We start from the raw sequence: 14,819 nt of genomic DNA on the forward strand, positions 1-14,819 counted from the left end.
AAGCGCTGCGATGCTCGCCGGAATGGGGTATCCTGGCAGCATGATCTACCGAACCTTTGGCCGCACCGGCCTGCAGATGCCCGTCTTCAGCTGCGGTGGCATGCGCTATCAGCAGTCGTGGTCCGATATGCCCCTTGCGGAGGTCGAGGCGGAGAATCAGCGCAACCTCGAGGCCACGATCCGCCGCTCCGTCGAGCTGGGCATCAACCATATCGAGACGGCTCGCGGATACGGATCCAGCGAGCGCCAGTTGGGCGTCGTGTTGCCAACCTTCGAACGGGATAAGCTGATCGTCCAGACCAAGATCGCGCCCGCTGCCGATCCGGCCGTGTTCGAACAGCAATTTGCCGAATCGCTGGAGCGATTGAACCTGGAGCATGTCGACCTGCTGGCCATCCACGGCATCAACAACCACGAGTTGCTGTGGCAGTCGACGCGGCCCGGTGGCTGTCTGGCCAGTGCTCGACGACTGCAGGCCGAAGGCAAGGCGCGGCACATCGGTTTTTCGACGCATGCCTCGACCGACACCATCCTCGCCGCGCTACAACATGAAGGTGATGGCGGTTTCGATTACGTGAACCTGCACTGGTACTACATCAACCAGAGCAACTGGCCTGCCATTGAACTCGCCCATCAACTCGACATGGGCGTGTTCATCATCTCGCCCAACGACAAGGGTGGTATGCTGTATCGGCCCTCGGACAAACTCGTCGAGCTTTGCCGGCCGCTGCACCCCATTGTGTTCAATAGCCTGTTCTGCTTATCCCATCCCGAGGTGCACACGCTGAGCCTTGGTGCGTCGAAACCCAGTGATTTCGACTTGCAGATGTCGAGCCTGGAACTGTTGGACCACGCCGCCGGCACCATTGCGCCGATCGTCTCGCGACTCGACCAGGCCATGGTCGATGCGGTGGGCGCCGAGGTCGCTACTCGGTTTGTCGAGGGACTGCCCGACTGGGAGGCGTCGCCCGGCTACATGAACATGCAGACCATGCTGTGGTTGCGCAACGTGGCGTTAGCGTACGACCTGACGGAGTATGGCAAAATGCGTTACAACTTGCTGGGCAACGGCGGCCACTGGTTCGAAGGACTGAGCGCTGCGCACCTCGACGCTATCTCCGACGAAAAGTTCAACCAGGCGGTGAAGGATTCTCCCTTTGCCAAGGAGGTTCGTGGCTGGCTGGCCGAGACGCACGCCATGCTCGGCGGGGCGGAGATAAAACGCCTTAGCCAGGGCGAGTAGCAGCTCGCGGTGGCAGTAGAGCCGGCAAGCCGAAGCCCCTGCGGCTTCACGGTTTGACATCCGCGCCGCGGTTCGCGAAACTTTGAGTCTGAAATCCATACTCTTTTCTCAGGCTGGAGATTCCAATATGGCGGATGAACACGGTGGTGAGCTCGATACGGTGATGCAGGAGTCGCGGCTATTTCCGCCGCCAGCCGAATTCTCGGCCGGGGCGCGGATCAAGTCGCTCGAAGAGTATCAACAACTGTGGGACCGTGCGGCCGCTGATCCGCCCAAGTTCTGGGCCGACATCGCCCAAGAGGAACTGCATTGGTTCGAACCGTTCACCGAAGCACTGCGGTGGAACGAACCGGTCGCCGAATGGTTTGTCGGCGGCAAGACGAACGCCTGCTACAACTGCGTCGACAAGCATGTGGCCGAAGGCCGGGGCGATCGCGTGGCGATTGTCTGGGAAGGCGAGCCCGGCGACGAGCGGACGCTCACCTACGCCGAGTTGCAGACCGAAGTTTCGAAGTGCGCCAATGCACTCAAGTCGCTGGGCATCGGCCTGGGCGACGTCGTGAGCATCTACATGCCGATGACGCCTGAACTGGCGATCGCGATGCTGGCCTGCGCACGCATTGGCGCGGTCCACTCCGTGATTTTTGCCGGCTTCTCCGGCGAAGCGATTGCCGACCGAAACAACGATGCCGGCGCCAAACTGGTGATTACGGCCGACGGCGGTTGGCGGCGTGGCAAGGTGTTGCCGCTCAAGGAAACCGTGGACGAAGCCCTGGCCAAAAGCCCCACGGTCGAGCACTGCCTGGTGCTGAAGCGGGCGGGAGACGCCCCCAACATGCAGGAAGGTCGCGACGTCTGGTGGCACGATGTGGTCGACACCGCATCGGACGAATGCCCGGCCGCACCGCTCGATAGCGAGACACCGCTGTTCATCCTCTACACCAGTGGCTCCACCGGCAAACCCAAAGGCATCAAACACACCTCGGCCGGTTACACCCTGTACGCCAAGAAGACCTTTGAGTGGGTGTTCGACCATCGCGACGACGACGTCTTCTGGTGCACGGCCGACTGCGGTTGGATCACTGGCCATAGCTACGTGGTCTATGGACCGCTGGCCGCCGGGGCCAAGGTGCTGATGTACGAGGGCGCGCCGGACCATCCCGCCGGCGATCGATTCTGGGACATCGTTGAACGCCGCAAGGTTACCGTTTTCTACACCGCTCCCACGGCCATCCGCGCATTCATCAAGTGGGGCGACGAGTTGGTCGACAAACACGATCTGTCCAGCCTGCGAATCCTCGGTACCGTGGGCGAGGGCATCAATCCCGAAGCATGGATGTGGTACCACAAGAAGGTTGGCGGCGAGCGGTGCCCGATTGTCGACACCTGGTGGCAAACCGAGACCGGCGGCATCATGATGAGCCCGCTGCCCGGCGCCATTCCCACCAAACCAGGCAGTTGCACCAAGCCGCTGCCCGGCGTGGTTCCCGCTATCGTCGACGACCATGGCCAGCCGGTCCATCCGGGCCATGGGGGCTGGCTGACCATCACTCAGCCATGGCCAGGCATGTTGCGTGGTATCTGGGGCGACATGCAACGGTACCAGGATGTCTACTGGTCGCGTATCCCCGGCAAGTACCTGGCCGGCGACAACGCCCGTTGCGATCAAGACGGCTACTACTGGATCATGGGCCGCATCGACGACGTGTTGAACGTCTCGGGGCACCGGCTCAGCACCATTGAGATCGAGAGCGCATTGGTCTCGCATCCCGCCGTGGCCGAAGCCGCCGCCGTGGGCCGGCCGCACGACCTGAAGGGCGAGGCGGTGGCCGTATTCATCACGCTCAAGGACGTCGACCCCAGTGAGGAACTGCGAGAAGAGCTAAAGCATCACGTCCGCAAGGAAATCGGCGCATTGGCTCAGCCCGAAGACATCCGCTTCACCGGCTCGCTGCCCAAGACGCGGAGCGGAAAGATCATGCGACGCCTGCTGAAGGACATCGCCGCCGGTCGCGAAGCGGTGGGTGATACTACCACGTTGGAAGACTACACCGTGCTGACAAGGTTGCGTTCGGGGAAAGAATAGGGCTAAGCCGGCCTTTTCCCAACGATTTTTCCCGGCGGGAACTCTCGCCGTGTGGGTAGCGTCTATCAAGGTACGAGCCTTTCTTTCTTGTCCTTGTCAGGAGTCGACCCATGCGCGCCCCGATCGCCTGTGCCTTTCTGCTAGCTTCGCTCTTCGTTTCCTCGTCCGGCATCAGCCAAGAGACGGCCGTGCGTCCTGCTACGCACGAGATCGCGGTGCCAGCCAAGACGACCAGCAAGCCTCGCATCGAAGTCGCACTGCTGCTCGACACCAGCAACAGCATGGACGGCCTGATCAATCAAGCCCGTACCAAGCTGTGGAAAATCGTTAACGAGTTCGAATCGGCCCGGCGCGACGGGCAGCGGGCGGATGTGTACGTCGCCCTATACGAGTACGGCAACGATCGCCTGTCGGCCGAAAAAGGTCACATCCGCCAAGTGGTGCCGCTTACGCTCGACCTCGATAAGATCTCCGAAGAGCTGTTTGCCCTCACCACCAATGGCGGCAGCGAGTACTGTGGCCAGGTAATCGAGCAAGCGGTCCGTGAGCTCGAGTGGAGCGACGCCAAAGCCGACTTGCGATGCATCTTCATTGCCGGTAATGAACCCTTCACGCAAGGCTCCGTCGACTACCACGATGCCTGCCGCGCAGCGGCAGACAAGAACATCACCGTCAGCACGATACATTGCGGCAGCTACGACGAGGGCGTCAACACCATGTGGGCCGACGGTGCGAAGCTGGCCGATGGCAGCTATATGCACATCGATGCCAATCGCGTGGAGCCCAACATCGTAGCCCCTCAAGACGAACAACTTGCGGAGCTGAACAAGCAACTCAATAGCACCTACTGTGCCTATGGCGGCGACGAAGAACGCAAAGTCGCCCTGGCACGCCAAGAGGCGCAAGACACGAACGCCGCCGAGTCCGCCCCGGCTGTCGCCAGCTTACGATCCGTGACGAAGGCCAGCCGACTGTATCGCAACGCGAACTGGGACCTGGTAGACGCGGTCAATGAAAAGAAGGTGGAGCTGGCGAAGCTCGATAAGCAGCAACTGCCAGAGGAACTTCGCGATCTGTCAACCGACCAACTTGCAGCACATGTGAAGAAGCTGGCCGACCAGCGATCGGGGATCCAAGAGAAGATCAAGAAGCTGGCCTCCGAACGAGCCAAGTACGTGGCTGCCGAGCGGGCCAAGCTTGCCGAAGGCGATTCCGAGTCACTGGACGACGCCATCGTAGAATCGGTCCGCCAGCAAGCCACCGCCAATTCGTTCGAGTTCGACGAGAGGTAGAAGTCGACTCGGGCCGCACGAAGAGATGGCGGCGGCAGCAGCGAAGAATAGAGAATTCTCCTCAATCGGCAAAGCTGCATTTACCCGCATGCCGTGTCGCCGTTTCGTAGTTCACCGCAGGGAGCGAGCCGCCCAAACCCTCGTGATTTCCAGCGTCATTGACGCCATGGACGCTGGAGGGCGGCCGACTCCCGCTGCTCGTTTGTGAGCTAAGCTTTACTTGGCAGGAACTCTAATGCTTTGACAACGCTCAATGTTTGGGTGCGAGCGAGGCAAGCAATCGTCAACGCGCATGGTCACGGGGTGATACGATGGCGGCAACACGAACGAAATCCTCATCCAAAGTCTGGCAGTGGTTGCAGAAGGTGTGGCACCGCCACCGTCATGAATCGAGCCACTGCAGTGAATGCGATCAGCCCATCCGCTATTTCGATCAGGTTTGTCCCCACTGCGGCCAAGGCAGCCCTGCGCGAATCTCGCCCTGGGTGGCGGTCTACCTGTTCGTCGGCGTCGCGATGATTTGGATCATCTACTCGGCATTTCATATGCTGCTTCACTAGCAGCGTCATGGATTCGCACGCGACCCTCCAGGTTGCCGCGGCATCCACTTCTTCATGACGCCGGAACGCTTGGTGAATAAACATGCTTGACGTGCCCCTCAATGTGCAGTAAAATCTGCACATCAAAGGGAGCACGTCATGCCTAAATTCACTCCTGGCGAATTGGCCGTCATGCAAATCTTGTGGGAGCATGGCGAGCTGAAGCCTGCTGAGATTCAGGAGAGATACCCTGAACCGATAAAGAATCCCGCGCTGCGATCCTATCTGGCCATCTTGCTCGACAAGGGCCACGTTTCGCGTCGCAAGTCGGGAAAGGCCTATTTCTATAAGGCCATCACACGTCGCCGTGCTGCGCTTCGATCAACCGTTCGCGAGATTGCAGATGCTTACTGCGAAGGCTCGGCGAAAAATCTGATCCTTCATCTCATTCGGGCGGAGAAGCTCAGCGAAGAAGAACTGCTTGAGCTCAAGCGTCTGGCCGACAACGGCTAAACCTACGTAGGAGTACAACGTCATGTTGCTTGCAGACGTCTGGCTGGTTGAACCCCATAGCGGCCGGTTCGTTTTTGTCACCGCCCTGCTGCTTCGGATCACGCTTCTGCTGGCGCTGGCCTGGGCAGCACATTGGGCATTGGCTCGCTGGAGCCCCTACCTGCGGGTCTATCTGTGGCGGGCAATCGTAGTGGGGCTCGTCGCCGTGATGGGTGTGGCGTTGTTGCCGTATCGACTCTCGATCCTGCCACCAGCTTCGCCAAACGCGACCGAAACTACCGTCAACGTCACACCGCCACGGGTCATCCCGAACACGGCCTCCTCGAGCACCGCTGCACCGGCCAGGTCAGCTACTGATTCCACGCCCACGGCTAACGCTACGACAACTCCGCTGCAAGACGATACGAACTGGCATTCGGAGCCGTTGGAAGCAACATCTCCCACCACTGCCGAAACTTCCCCCTCCCCTGCACCGCCAGCGCCGGAGTTCCACTTCAGTGTCTGGCTGGCCACAGCGTGGGCCACCGGTGCGCTGATCTCGATTGGCTCCTGGCTGCTCGGCACCTGGCGGCTTCATCGGATCTACAGCAAAAGCACAGCGGTGCCAGCGGAGGTTGAAGAAGAGATTCGCCGTATTGCGAACAGTTACGGCTACCGAGGGAGGATTCCCGTCCGACAGTCCGAGCGCATCTCGACCGCCATCAGTATCGGCGGCCCGCGCCCACGGATTCTGGTGGCCACGGATCAGATAGCGAATGCCGACCCAATGCAACTGCGAGCCACACTGGCACATGAAGTGGGCCATGCCGCGGGCAATGACCTGGTGTGGAACCACCTGCTGGTTCTATTGCGGGCGTTGTTGTGGTTCCATCCGCTGATGTGGCCGGTTCGCTTGGCGCATGCGGATGCTTGCGACGAAGTGTGCGACGCCCGGGCTGCCGCTTACTTGGGCGATAGCAAACTGTATGGCCGTTTGCTCGCGCAACTCGCCTTGAAGCTGGCGGGATTTCGCACGGCGGCAGGATTGGCCTTCGCCCGACGTTCTCAAGTCCGCAGGCGCGTCGAAGTGGTCGCGGAGAATGCACTGCGAATCCGCCCAGCTCGTCCCAAGGCGGCTCTACTGCTGGGCGGTGTGATGCTTGCCTCACTCACGCTGGGTCTACTGACGACGGAGCGAGCTCCCGCCCAGGCACCTGCCACCAAGCAGACGGCCGAGCAAAACTCGTTGACAGGCACCACCGAACCGGGCGCCACGGTCGCGCTTTATCGCTACGCCGATTGGACCGCGGTGCCCACGCTGGAACAGGAAACAGTGGCGGATGCCGATGGCAAGTTTGCCATCGATAGTCTTCCGCTACGGGAGAAAGAGACCCGGCTATGGCTGGTGGTAAAGAAGCCTGGGTTTGCCTCAAAGATCTCTTACCTTCGCAGCGACCACAAAGGTGCGCTGGGGATTACGCTGAAATCTGAGCTCGCCTCGCTAAGTGGCGTGATTACCGATCGCGCCGGCATGCCCGTTGCCGGGGCCGTCGTGACCACTCAAAGTCCGAACCACCCGATGGCCGGAGTCCACACGGCGATGACCGATGAGAAAGGTCGTTTTTCCATCGACGACCTCTCCCCTTGGGACGTGAAGGAAACCGAGTCTTTCGATCCGAAGACGGGTGTGGGCACGGGCATGACGTCCCACAGCCTCTGGGTAAGCCATCCCAACTATCCGCGTACGCGCGGCGAGTACACCAGTGTCCCTCAGCAAGTAGAGTTACAGCTCGATCCGCCTGCGGTCGTCGAGGGAACGGTCTTCGATTTGGTAACTGGCGAGCCGATGCCGGGTGTCGAAGTGCAATCTCAAGGCATCGCTGAAGGTGGTTGGTACACCACCCACACCAACGACGAAGGGAAGTATCAACTGCGGATGATCGCCGACCACTACAACATCTGGGCCGTAGCGCCGGAGCGGATGCCGCTGGCCGTGAAAGCCTTGAAGGTCGCTGCGGGTCAGCGTGTGACGGCCAAGGACATTCGCATGATGCGCGGCGGCTATGTCGAGGGCCGGGTGCTCGACGCCAACAAGCAGCCTATCGACGGTACGCTTGAGGATCTCTACGTCGCCCACTACGGCCCCGCGCGACCGAAGGTTGGCGCTGGTGTCACGGCCACACCAGTCGGAGCCGACGGCACCTTTCGTCTGCACGTGGCCCCGGGCCGCAACTACATCTATCTTATGGGCGCTAGCGATTCGGCCGCCTACGTTCAGGTGGGCGAGGGAAAAACGGTACACCACGACATCATCCAAGGAACTTCTGCTGACGACGCGGTGAGCATGGACGACGATGATCGCCTGGCACAACGAATTCGCGAGCAAGCCCGCCGCGAGAAAATAGCTCGCAGGATGGCCACACCACAGCCCGATGCTGCGACGCTCCGTCCTGATACGCCGGTGAGTCAACTGATTACCGCGTTGGACGACATGAACCGCAGCAACGAGCTGTTCACCGATATTTGGGCGAACCAGCTCCGCACCATCGCGGCGTTTGGCGAAGATGCCGTACCGGATCTCATCGCGGAACTCGATCGCACCGACAACGACATGATGCTTCGCTCCACCGGCTTCCTGCTGCGGGCGATGGACGACAAACGTGCCGTGCCAGCCCTAATTCGAGCGATACCCAAGACACTTCGTCCCTCCGGATCGGACATGGGGCTCAGGGTGAGCGGTACGGACGAATCGCTAATAAACTTCCTGCAGCAGAACGATCTCGACCGCAACAACACTGATTCCGAGTACGCTTTCGGCCGCCCTGTCCGTGAGGTATTTGGGGCACTCAAAGCGCTCACCGGCCAGCAGTTTGGCGAAGAAGAACTGTACCACGTCTTTCTCAACGACGATGACTTACCCAGCCAGAAACGGGCCAAGCGGCTCCTCTTCCACCGCGTGGCAAGACAGTGGGCCGACTGGTGGAACCAGCACGCCATCGAGTACACCGACGACCCCGCTTACCAGTCGGTGGAACTTCCCAGCGTGCCCGAACCGGCCGGCGCCGACTTCAAACTGACGCCCGACACGATGCTCGAGAGTGCCAGTGGGTCGAGCAACTGGATTTTGCAGTCCGTGCGACAAGCGCCCGGCGGAAGGGTGCTGTACGATCTGGACACCGGGCGAGCTGCCTCGCTGCCCGAGCGTTGGCGTAATCAGGAGCTTACCCCGGAGCTGCTGGAACAGATCCTGAAATGGGCGGGTGAAGCGGGTTACGACTTGATGGGCGACGAGATTCCCTCGGCAGACGGTGAACCGGTGTACGCACTCCGCGGCATTGGCCTACAGTGCTGGGAGTTGCCCGAGAATCGCTGGAAAGACGCCCCCAGTCCGACTTCGATGGCGGCCCTCGAACAAGAGGGACGCCCACTCGATGGCGAGCTGCTGCTGCACTACGATGCCGACCAAAAGCAATTGGCCCCCAAAGCCGTGGCCACTTTCTTCTTCCTCACCAGCGAGGGGACGCCCGGCATTCTGTACGTTGGCATTCCGGTTTATAACACCGATATGAAACGAATCGAGAGAATGGATGGCGACAACGAATTGTTCCCGATTGGCTTCCACAAAGGTCGTCGCTTTGGCTTTGGGCGACTCATTGTAGCCGAGGAGCAGTAGCCGGTCGTACACCAATCACGGTTGCGCAGCACTCGTTTCAGCCGTACTGCGCAACCAGTGAACGAAGTCTACGCTCGCTTGGTGTGGCACAGACGCTCAATGCTCGAACTCGGTCATATCGATTGGTTCCGGCTCCGTTTCTTTAGGCTCGAACCATCGATAGATGGTGGGCAGCACCAGCAACGTCAAGGCCGTGGAAGTAATTAGACCACCAATCACCACGGTAGCCAGTGGCTGCTGCACTTCGGCCCCCGAACTGGTGGACATGGCCATCGGCAAGAAACCCAGCGCGCCACACGAAGCGGTCATCAGCACCGGCCGCAACCGGTCCATGGCTCCGTTCACCACGGCCTCGCGCTGGCTGTCTCCCGCATGACGAAGATGCCGTACGTGCTCGATCAGCACAACGCCGTTCATCACCGCAATGCCAAACAGGGCGATGAACCCCACTCCCGCAGAGATGGAGAATGGCATATCGCGAAACCACAGGAATAGCACCCCGCCCGTGGCGGCAATGGGAACGTTCAAGTAAATCAACATCGCCAGGCTGACGGAATTAAATGTCATGTACAACATTGCGAAGATGAGAAACAGCGCTACCGGGACGGCGATGGCCAGTCGACGACTGGCTTCTTGCAGGTTCTCGAACTGACCACCCCACCGCAGCGTGTAGCCGGCGGGTAGCTCGACGTTGCTCTCCACTACCTGCTGAGCCTCGGCGACGAAGCCGGCCAGGTCGCGTCCCCGGACGTTACACTGCACGAGCAGCCGTCGCCGAATGGCATCGCGACTGATCTCCACCGGTCCTTCATCGACGCGAATGTCGGCGAGTTGCGATATGGGGATCTGTCGCCCTTCCGGGTCGTCGATCCGCAGTTCGGCTATTCGGCTGGCGTCGGTCCGCCAGTCGGGCGCCAGGCGAACCTGCAACGGAAAGCGGCGTTGCCCTTCGAACACCTGGCCGATGGGCATTCCGCCCACCGTCGATACGGCGTCCAAAACATCGCGGGCGTTGATGCCATACCGGGCCAGGCTTTCGCGGCGGACGATGATCCTCAGATACGGCAGTCCCGCTACTTGCTGCGCCTGCACGTCGGCTGCGCCAGGCACTTGGTTCAGGGCCATGACGATCTCATCGCCCTTGCGTTTCAGTTCGTCCAGGTCGTCGCCGTAGAGACTCAAACCAATGTCGGAGCGTACACCGGCCACCAGTTCCTGCACCCGCAATTCGATGGGCTGAGTGAAGCTGAAGGCGTTCCCGGGCACCTGTTGCTCCAGCCGCTGCTGCATGGCTTCGACCAGGTCGGCCTTGGTGAGCCCTTCGGTCCACTCGGATTTCGGCCGCAGTCGACAATAAATGTCGGTCTGGTATACACCCATCGGATCGTTGGCGATTTCGGGGCGTCCCGTCTTGGAAACGACCGTCTCGACTTCGGGAAACTCCAGCAGGCACCGCTCGGCATCTTTGCACATTTCGATGGACTGCTCCAACGATACACTCGGCAATCGGGTGGCCTGAATGGCGATGTCGCCTTCGTCCAGTTTGGGAACGAACTCCACGCCAAACCCCGTGGCCAGCAGAACACTTACGGCGAACAGCCCCACCGATCCCGACAACATCGCCTTGGGCCGCGTCATGGCGAATGCGAGCATTGGTTGATAGACGGCCTTGATCCATCGCACCAGAAAGGTCTCGTGCTGCTTGATCTGCCGGGCGAGGAATAGCGATGCCATCACGGGCATTACCGTGACGGCCAGCACCAGCGCGGACGACAGCGCCGTCATGAAGACGAACGCCATGGGGCGGAACATCTTGCCTTCCATGCCCTGCAGACTGAGGATGGGGATAAACACAATCACCACGATCACACCAGCAAACAGAATGGGTTTGCCGACCTCTTTGGCCGACTCGCGAAAGACTCCGAGGGGCACATGATCGCCACCGTGATCCTTCTGATAGTGCGCTGCGCGGCGGACGCAGTTCTCGATCATGACGACCGCACCGTCGACGATCACACCAAAGTCCACGGCGCCCAAACTCATCAGGTTGGCCGATACCCCGGCGAACTTCATGGCAATGAGCGTACACATCGCCGAGAGCGGGATGGCCGCCGCCACGATCAGTCCGGCCCGTACGTCGCCCAACAGCAACATCAGCATCACCACCACCAGCAACACACCGAGGCCGATATTCTCCGCCACGGTATGGATGGTCTTCTCCACCAACTCGGTGCGGTCGTAGAAGGTATCGATTTCGACCCCTTTGGGTAGGGTTTTTCGGATCTCGGTGATCTTATGCTTGACGTCCTCGACCACCTGGCGAGAGTTGCCACCCATGATCATCATCACCATGCCGATTACCGCCTCGCGATCGCCGTCGCGGGTAACTGCCCCCTGACGCAGCATGGGAGCGTAGCGGACCTCGGCCACCTCGCGCACCTGGATGGGCGTACCATCGCGGCTTTCGACCATGATGGTGCGGATGTCGTCGAGCGTGCCGATGAGCCCTTCGCCGCGGATCAATCGCTGCTCGGCACCGTGGGTAATGTAGCCACCCCCCGCGTTGCCATTGTTGTTCTCCAAGGCGGTGAACACCTGGCCCAGCGAGATGCCATAGTTCTTGAGCTTCTCTGGATCGACCTGGACCTCGTAGGTTTTCAGTTCGCCACCGAAGGTGTTAACTTCAATCACTCCAGGCACACTGCGCAGTTGAAATGCAATCTGCCAGTCGAGAATAGTCCGCAGTTCTTTCAGCGAGTGCTGGCCATGTTCGTCGTTGCGGACTTCAAACTGATAGATCTCGCTCATGCCCGTGGCAATAGGACCGAGTTCGGGCGTACCCATGCCTGGCGGAATGTCTTCGCGGGCCTTGAGTAGTCGCTCGTTGATCAAACTGCGGGCCCAGTATATATCGGTGCCGTCCTTGAAAGCGACCGTTACGGCGCTCAAGCCGAACCGGCTAATGGAGCGAATCTCGCTGACCTTCGGCATGCCACTCATCGCGTTCTCGATGGGGAACGTAATGAATTGCTCGACCTCGACCGGCCCTAGCGCGGGAGAGTTCGTCAGGATTTGCACCTGCACGTTGGTCAAATCGGGCACGGCGTCCAGCGGAATCGTGGTGGCGGCAAATACCCCCATCCCCAATACCACGACCGCCAGCAGCATGACGATGAAGCGATTTTCCAGCGACCACTCGATGACGTGGTTGATCATGGCGGCTATTCCTCTCCCATCAAGTCTTCGAGCATCTTCGACTTCAACACAAAGCCGCCACTCACCACCACCTCATCGCCTTCGGTCAGCCCATCCAGCACCTCAACCGCTTGCTTGTTCCGCTTGCCCAGCACGACGTCGCGACGTTCGAACTTGCCTTCGCCCAGGTGCAGATAGACGAACTGCTGGCCAGCGTGCTCCTGCACCGCCGATAACGGCACGGCCAGGCTTTGCTGCTGCGCCTGCTCGTCGAGCTCGATGGTGACGAACATTCCCGGTTTCAGCAGGCGATCTTCGTTGTTGGCCACGGCCCGCATTGAAATGGTGCGGGTCGCCTCGTCCATGATCTCTCCGGTGAAGAACACCTCGGCTTCGAACTCGCGATCGGGCCACGCCTGGTTGCGTACGCGCACAGCCTTGCCTGCCAGTGTTTTCAAGATCGGCACATTTTCTTCGTAGATGTCGGCTGAGATCCATACCGTCGACAAGTCGGCGATGCGGAGGATCTGGGTGTCGGTATGCACTTGCTCCTTGAGCGATACGTCCTTGGAGATGACGGTCCCGTCGAACGGGGCACGAATCCAGTAGTGCGATATTGACTCTCCTTCCGATTTGGGATCGATGGAGGCAATCTCCTCATCTCGGCAACCAAGAATCTGAAGATTTGAAGTGGCCACCGCCACGCGCGTGGCCGCTTCGCGGACCGCCTGCGACGACTGCAACAACGACATCTGTAATTCGTAGTCGACCTGCTCGATCCGCGCCTGAAACGTGGCTTGGTCGGCGTTCATGTTCGAATTGGCTGCCAGAAACTGCTTTCCCGATACAGCCCCTGATTCTGCGAGGCCTTCCAGGCGGGCCACGTCGGCCGCCGACTTCAAGTAGCTGGAGTAGGACAGGAGCAGCCGCTCGCGGTAGTCGCCCATACCCCGATGACGGAACTTCTTCTCGATATCGGTGATGGAGAGCCCTTCCCTTAGCGAGGCAAGCAATTCTCGGGCGTTCTCGGCAGTACCCCGCTGAATCTTGTCTTTGGCCAGTGCCATCTCGTGCTGCAGCCGCGCCTGGTACAGTTCGAGCTTGGCTCGCCCAATCTCGCGACTATGCACAATCACCAGGGGATCGTCCGCATGAACAGCTTGCCCAAGTCCGACCTGCACGCTTTCGACTTCGCCATCGACCATCGGATAGATATGGGCGATGCGATCCTCGTTGAGCGACACCTTGCCCGTCAGCCGAATGGTCTGCACAAAGGGAGCCATGGACACAGGCTCAAAGGCGAGCCCCGAGACCTCCCATTGCGACTTGGGCAGTTCGATGACGGTCGCACTCCCGATCGCCGTGGAAGCCGGAGTTACGGACACCGCTTGTCGAATCGGCGGCGACGTGCTGGCGGTGCTGGGGCGTTCGGGTGAATGGTTGGAAAACTGGTAGGCCAGCCCGCTGATCGCGGCAATCACGAGTAACACAACCGGGACCAAAAACTTGCCGCGGACGCCGAAAGCGGTTTTCCGCGAGCTACCAATGGCATGGTTCATAGCATTATCCACGCTGAAACGGGGGAAGGCCGCAGGCGGCCTGGTAGAAACCTGCAAGAAGTTCTTGGCGGTACGACAATGGTGTCGTTTCGCTAAGCAACTAGCGCACCGGGGCTAACTGCGGGGGTGCTCAACAGGTCCAGATGCAGAAGTGCTGGTGGAAGGCCAGTCCGCTACGGCTAAGAGATGTTCCATCGCAGAGATCGCGATGGTGTTGGCTCCGCGATTTGGAACACGTTGCAGAGCGAAAGCCCACCAGCGAGGTGGCCATGTCGCCGAGAATCAATTGCTGCCGCTGGACGTTCGTTTGCTGCGTGTTATCCATCACGCATGGCGGGTGCTCCGCCAATCTCGCCTCGTCGATGGCCACACAGTACAGCACCCAGTGCAGGTGCGGCTCGTCTGGGTCGTCGGTCCCGTCTTCCTGCACCCCATGGTAAAGGGAGATATGCCGCTCGAACTGCCCGGACTCCCAATCGCTTTGGTTATGCGAATGCATCACCGGCACGGGGCCCGGCCAGGCTAACAACAGCAGCAGCGCGTACCGCAGCGGTACACGAGAAAAGCGCATGTTGGAGAACTTGGGGCCGATGGGAAACCTGCTCGCGAAGGTGGGATGGGTGCGCCAGCAAAAAGACCAGCCTAGTCTAGATTCAATGCCAGGGGGATGTCAATTTATCGGAGCGCCCAAATTTCACCAGCCGCCATTGGTTCGAATTGCCGGTTTTCGGGCGTCCGCA

General features: G+C 60.2%; 9 protein-coding genes. 6 read left to right on the forward strand and 3 right to left on the reverse strand.

The genetic code is table 11. The features are described 5' to 3' along the window. Positions 1-10 precede the first annotated feature (10 nt). The 6 genes from NG895_RS01220 to NG895_RS01245 all read left to right on the forward strand — a co-directional run bounded on the left by NG895_RS01220 (position 11) and on the right by NG895_RS01245 (position 9,325). On the forward strand, positions 11-1,243 hold the full coding sequence (locus NG895_RS01220) for an aldo/keto reductase (RefSeq protein ID WP_252850619.1): 1,233 nt from the start codon (positions 11-13) through the stop codon (positions 1,241-1,243). A gap of 127 nt (positions 1,244-1,370) precedes the next feature. Next, entirely contained in the window at positions 1,371-3,329 is a 1,959-nt protein-coding gene (gene acs / locus NG895_RS01225) for an acetate--CoA ligase (protein ID WP_252850620.1), read from the forward strand. A 110-nt stretch (positions 3,330-3,439) separates the two neighbouring features. Next, positions 3,440-4,621 carry a vWA domain-containing protein gene (locus NG895_RS01230; protein WP_252850621.1) on the forward strand — a complete coding sequence of 394 codons (1,182 nt, stop codon included), beginning with the start codon at positions 3,440-3,442 and terminating at the stop codon, positions 4,619-4,621. 311 nt (positions 4,622-4,932) lie between these two features. Then, positions 4,933-5,181 carry a zinc ribbon domain-containing protein gene (locus NG895_RS01235; RefSeq protein ID WP_252850622.1) on the forward strand — a complete coding sequence of 83 codons (249 nt, stop codon included), beginning with the start codon at positions 4,933-4,935 and terminating at the stop codon, positions 5,179-5,181. A 138-nt stretch (positions 5,182-5,319) separates the two neighbouring features. Continuing rightward, the gene (locus NG895_RS01240) at positions 5,320-5,673 is read left to right on the forward strand and encodes a BlaI/MecI/CopY family transcriptional regulator (RefSeq protein WP_252850623.1); all 354 of its coding nucleotides are present in this window, start codon (positions 5,320-5,322) and stop codon (positions 5,671-5,673) included. A gap of 22 nt (positions 5,674-5,695) precedes the next feature. Then, positions 5,696-9,325 carry a M56 family metallopeptidase gene (locus NG895_RS01245; protein WP_252850624.1) on the forward strand — a complete coding sequence of 1,210 codons (3,630 nt, stop codon included), beginning with the start codon at positions 5,696-5,698 and terminating at the stop codon, positions 9,323-9,325. A gap of 96 nt (positions 9,326-9,421) precedes the next feature. Here NG895_RS01245 and NG895_RS01250 read toward each other — a convergent pair whose 3' ends face one another. The 3 genes from NG895_RS01250 to NG895_RS01260 form a co-directional block, all read right to left on the reverse strand. Then, positions 9,422-12,541: an efflux RND transporter permease subunit gene (locus tag NG895_RS01250; RefSeq protein WP_252850625.1), complete on the reverse strand. Its 3,120-nt coding sequence runs from the start codon at positions 12,539-12,541 to the stop codon at positions 9,422-9,424. Between the two features lie 5 nt (positions 12,542-12,546). Next, entirely contained in the window at positions 12,547-14,079 is a 1,533-nt protein-coding gene (locus NG895_RS01255) for an efflux RND transporter periplasmic adaptor subunit (protein WP_252850626.1), read from the reverse strand. A 130-nt stretch (positions 14,080-14,209) separates the two neighbouring features. After that, the gene (locus tag NG895_RS01260) at positions 14,210-14,650 is read right to left on the reverse strand and encodes a hypothetical protein (protein ID WP_252850627.1); all 441 of its coding nucleotides are present in this window, start codon (positions 14,648-14,650) and stop codon (positions 14,210-14,212) included. Positions 14,651-14,819: the final 169 nt, after the last annotated feature.

The sequence above is a fragment of the Aeoliella straminimaris genome (assembly GCF_024054565.1).
Lineage (GTDB): Bacteria > Planctomycetota > Planctomycetia > Pirellulales > Lacipirellulaceae > Aeoliella > Aeoliella straminimaris.

Bases quoted from the DNA above. Each gene is read 5' to 3' on its own strand.
- NG895_RS01235 (WP_252850622.1), top strand. From the start codon at position 4,933: ATGGCGGCAACACGAACGAAATCCTCATCCAAAGTCTGGCAGTGGTTG.
- NG895_RS01240 (WP_252850623.1), top strand. From the start codon at position 5,320: ATGCCTAAATTCACTCCTGGCGAATTGGCCGTCATGCAAATCTTGTGG.
- NG895_RS01245 (WP_252850624.1), top strand. From the start codon at position 5,696: ATGTTGCTTGCAGACGTCTGGCTGGTTGAACCCCATAGCGGCCGGTTC.
- NG895_RS01250 (WP_252850625.1), bottom strand. From the start codon at position 12,541: ATGATCAACCACGTCATCGAGTGGTCGCTGGAAAATCGCTTCATCGTC.
- NG895_RS01220 (WP_252850619.1), top strand. From the start codon at position 11: ATGCTCGCCGGAATGGGGTATCCTGGCAGCATGATCTACCGAACCTTT.
- acs (WP_252850620.1), top strand. From the start codon at position 1,371: ATGGCGGATGAACACGGTGGTGAGCTCGATACGGTGATGCAGGAGTCG.
- NG895_RS01260 (WP_252850627.1), bottom strand. From the start codon at position 14,650: ATGCGCTTTTCTCGTGTACCGCTGCGGTACGCGCTGCTGCTGTTGTTA.
- NG895_RS01255 (WP_252850626.1), bottom strand. From the start codon at position 14,079: ATGAACCATGCCATTGGTAGCTCGCGGAAAACCGCTTTCGGCGTCCGC.
- NG895_RS01230 (WP_252850621.1), top strand. From the start codon at position 3,440: ATGCGCGCCCCGATCGCCTGTGCCTTTCTGCTAGCTTCGCTCTTCGTT.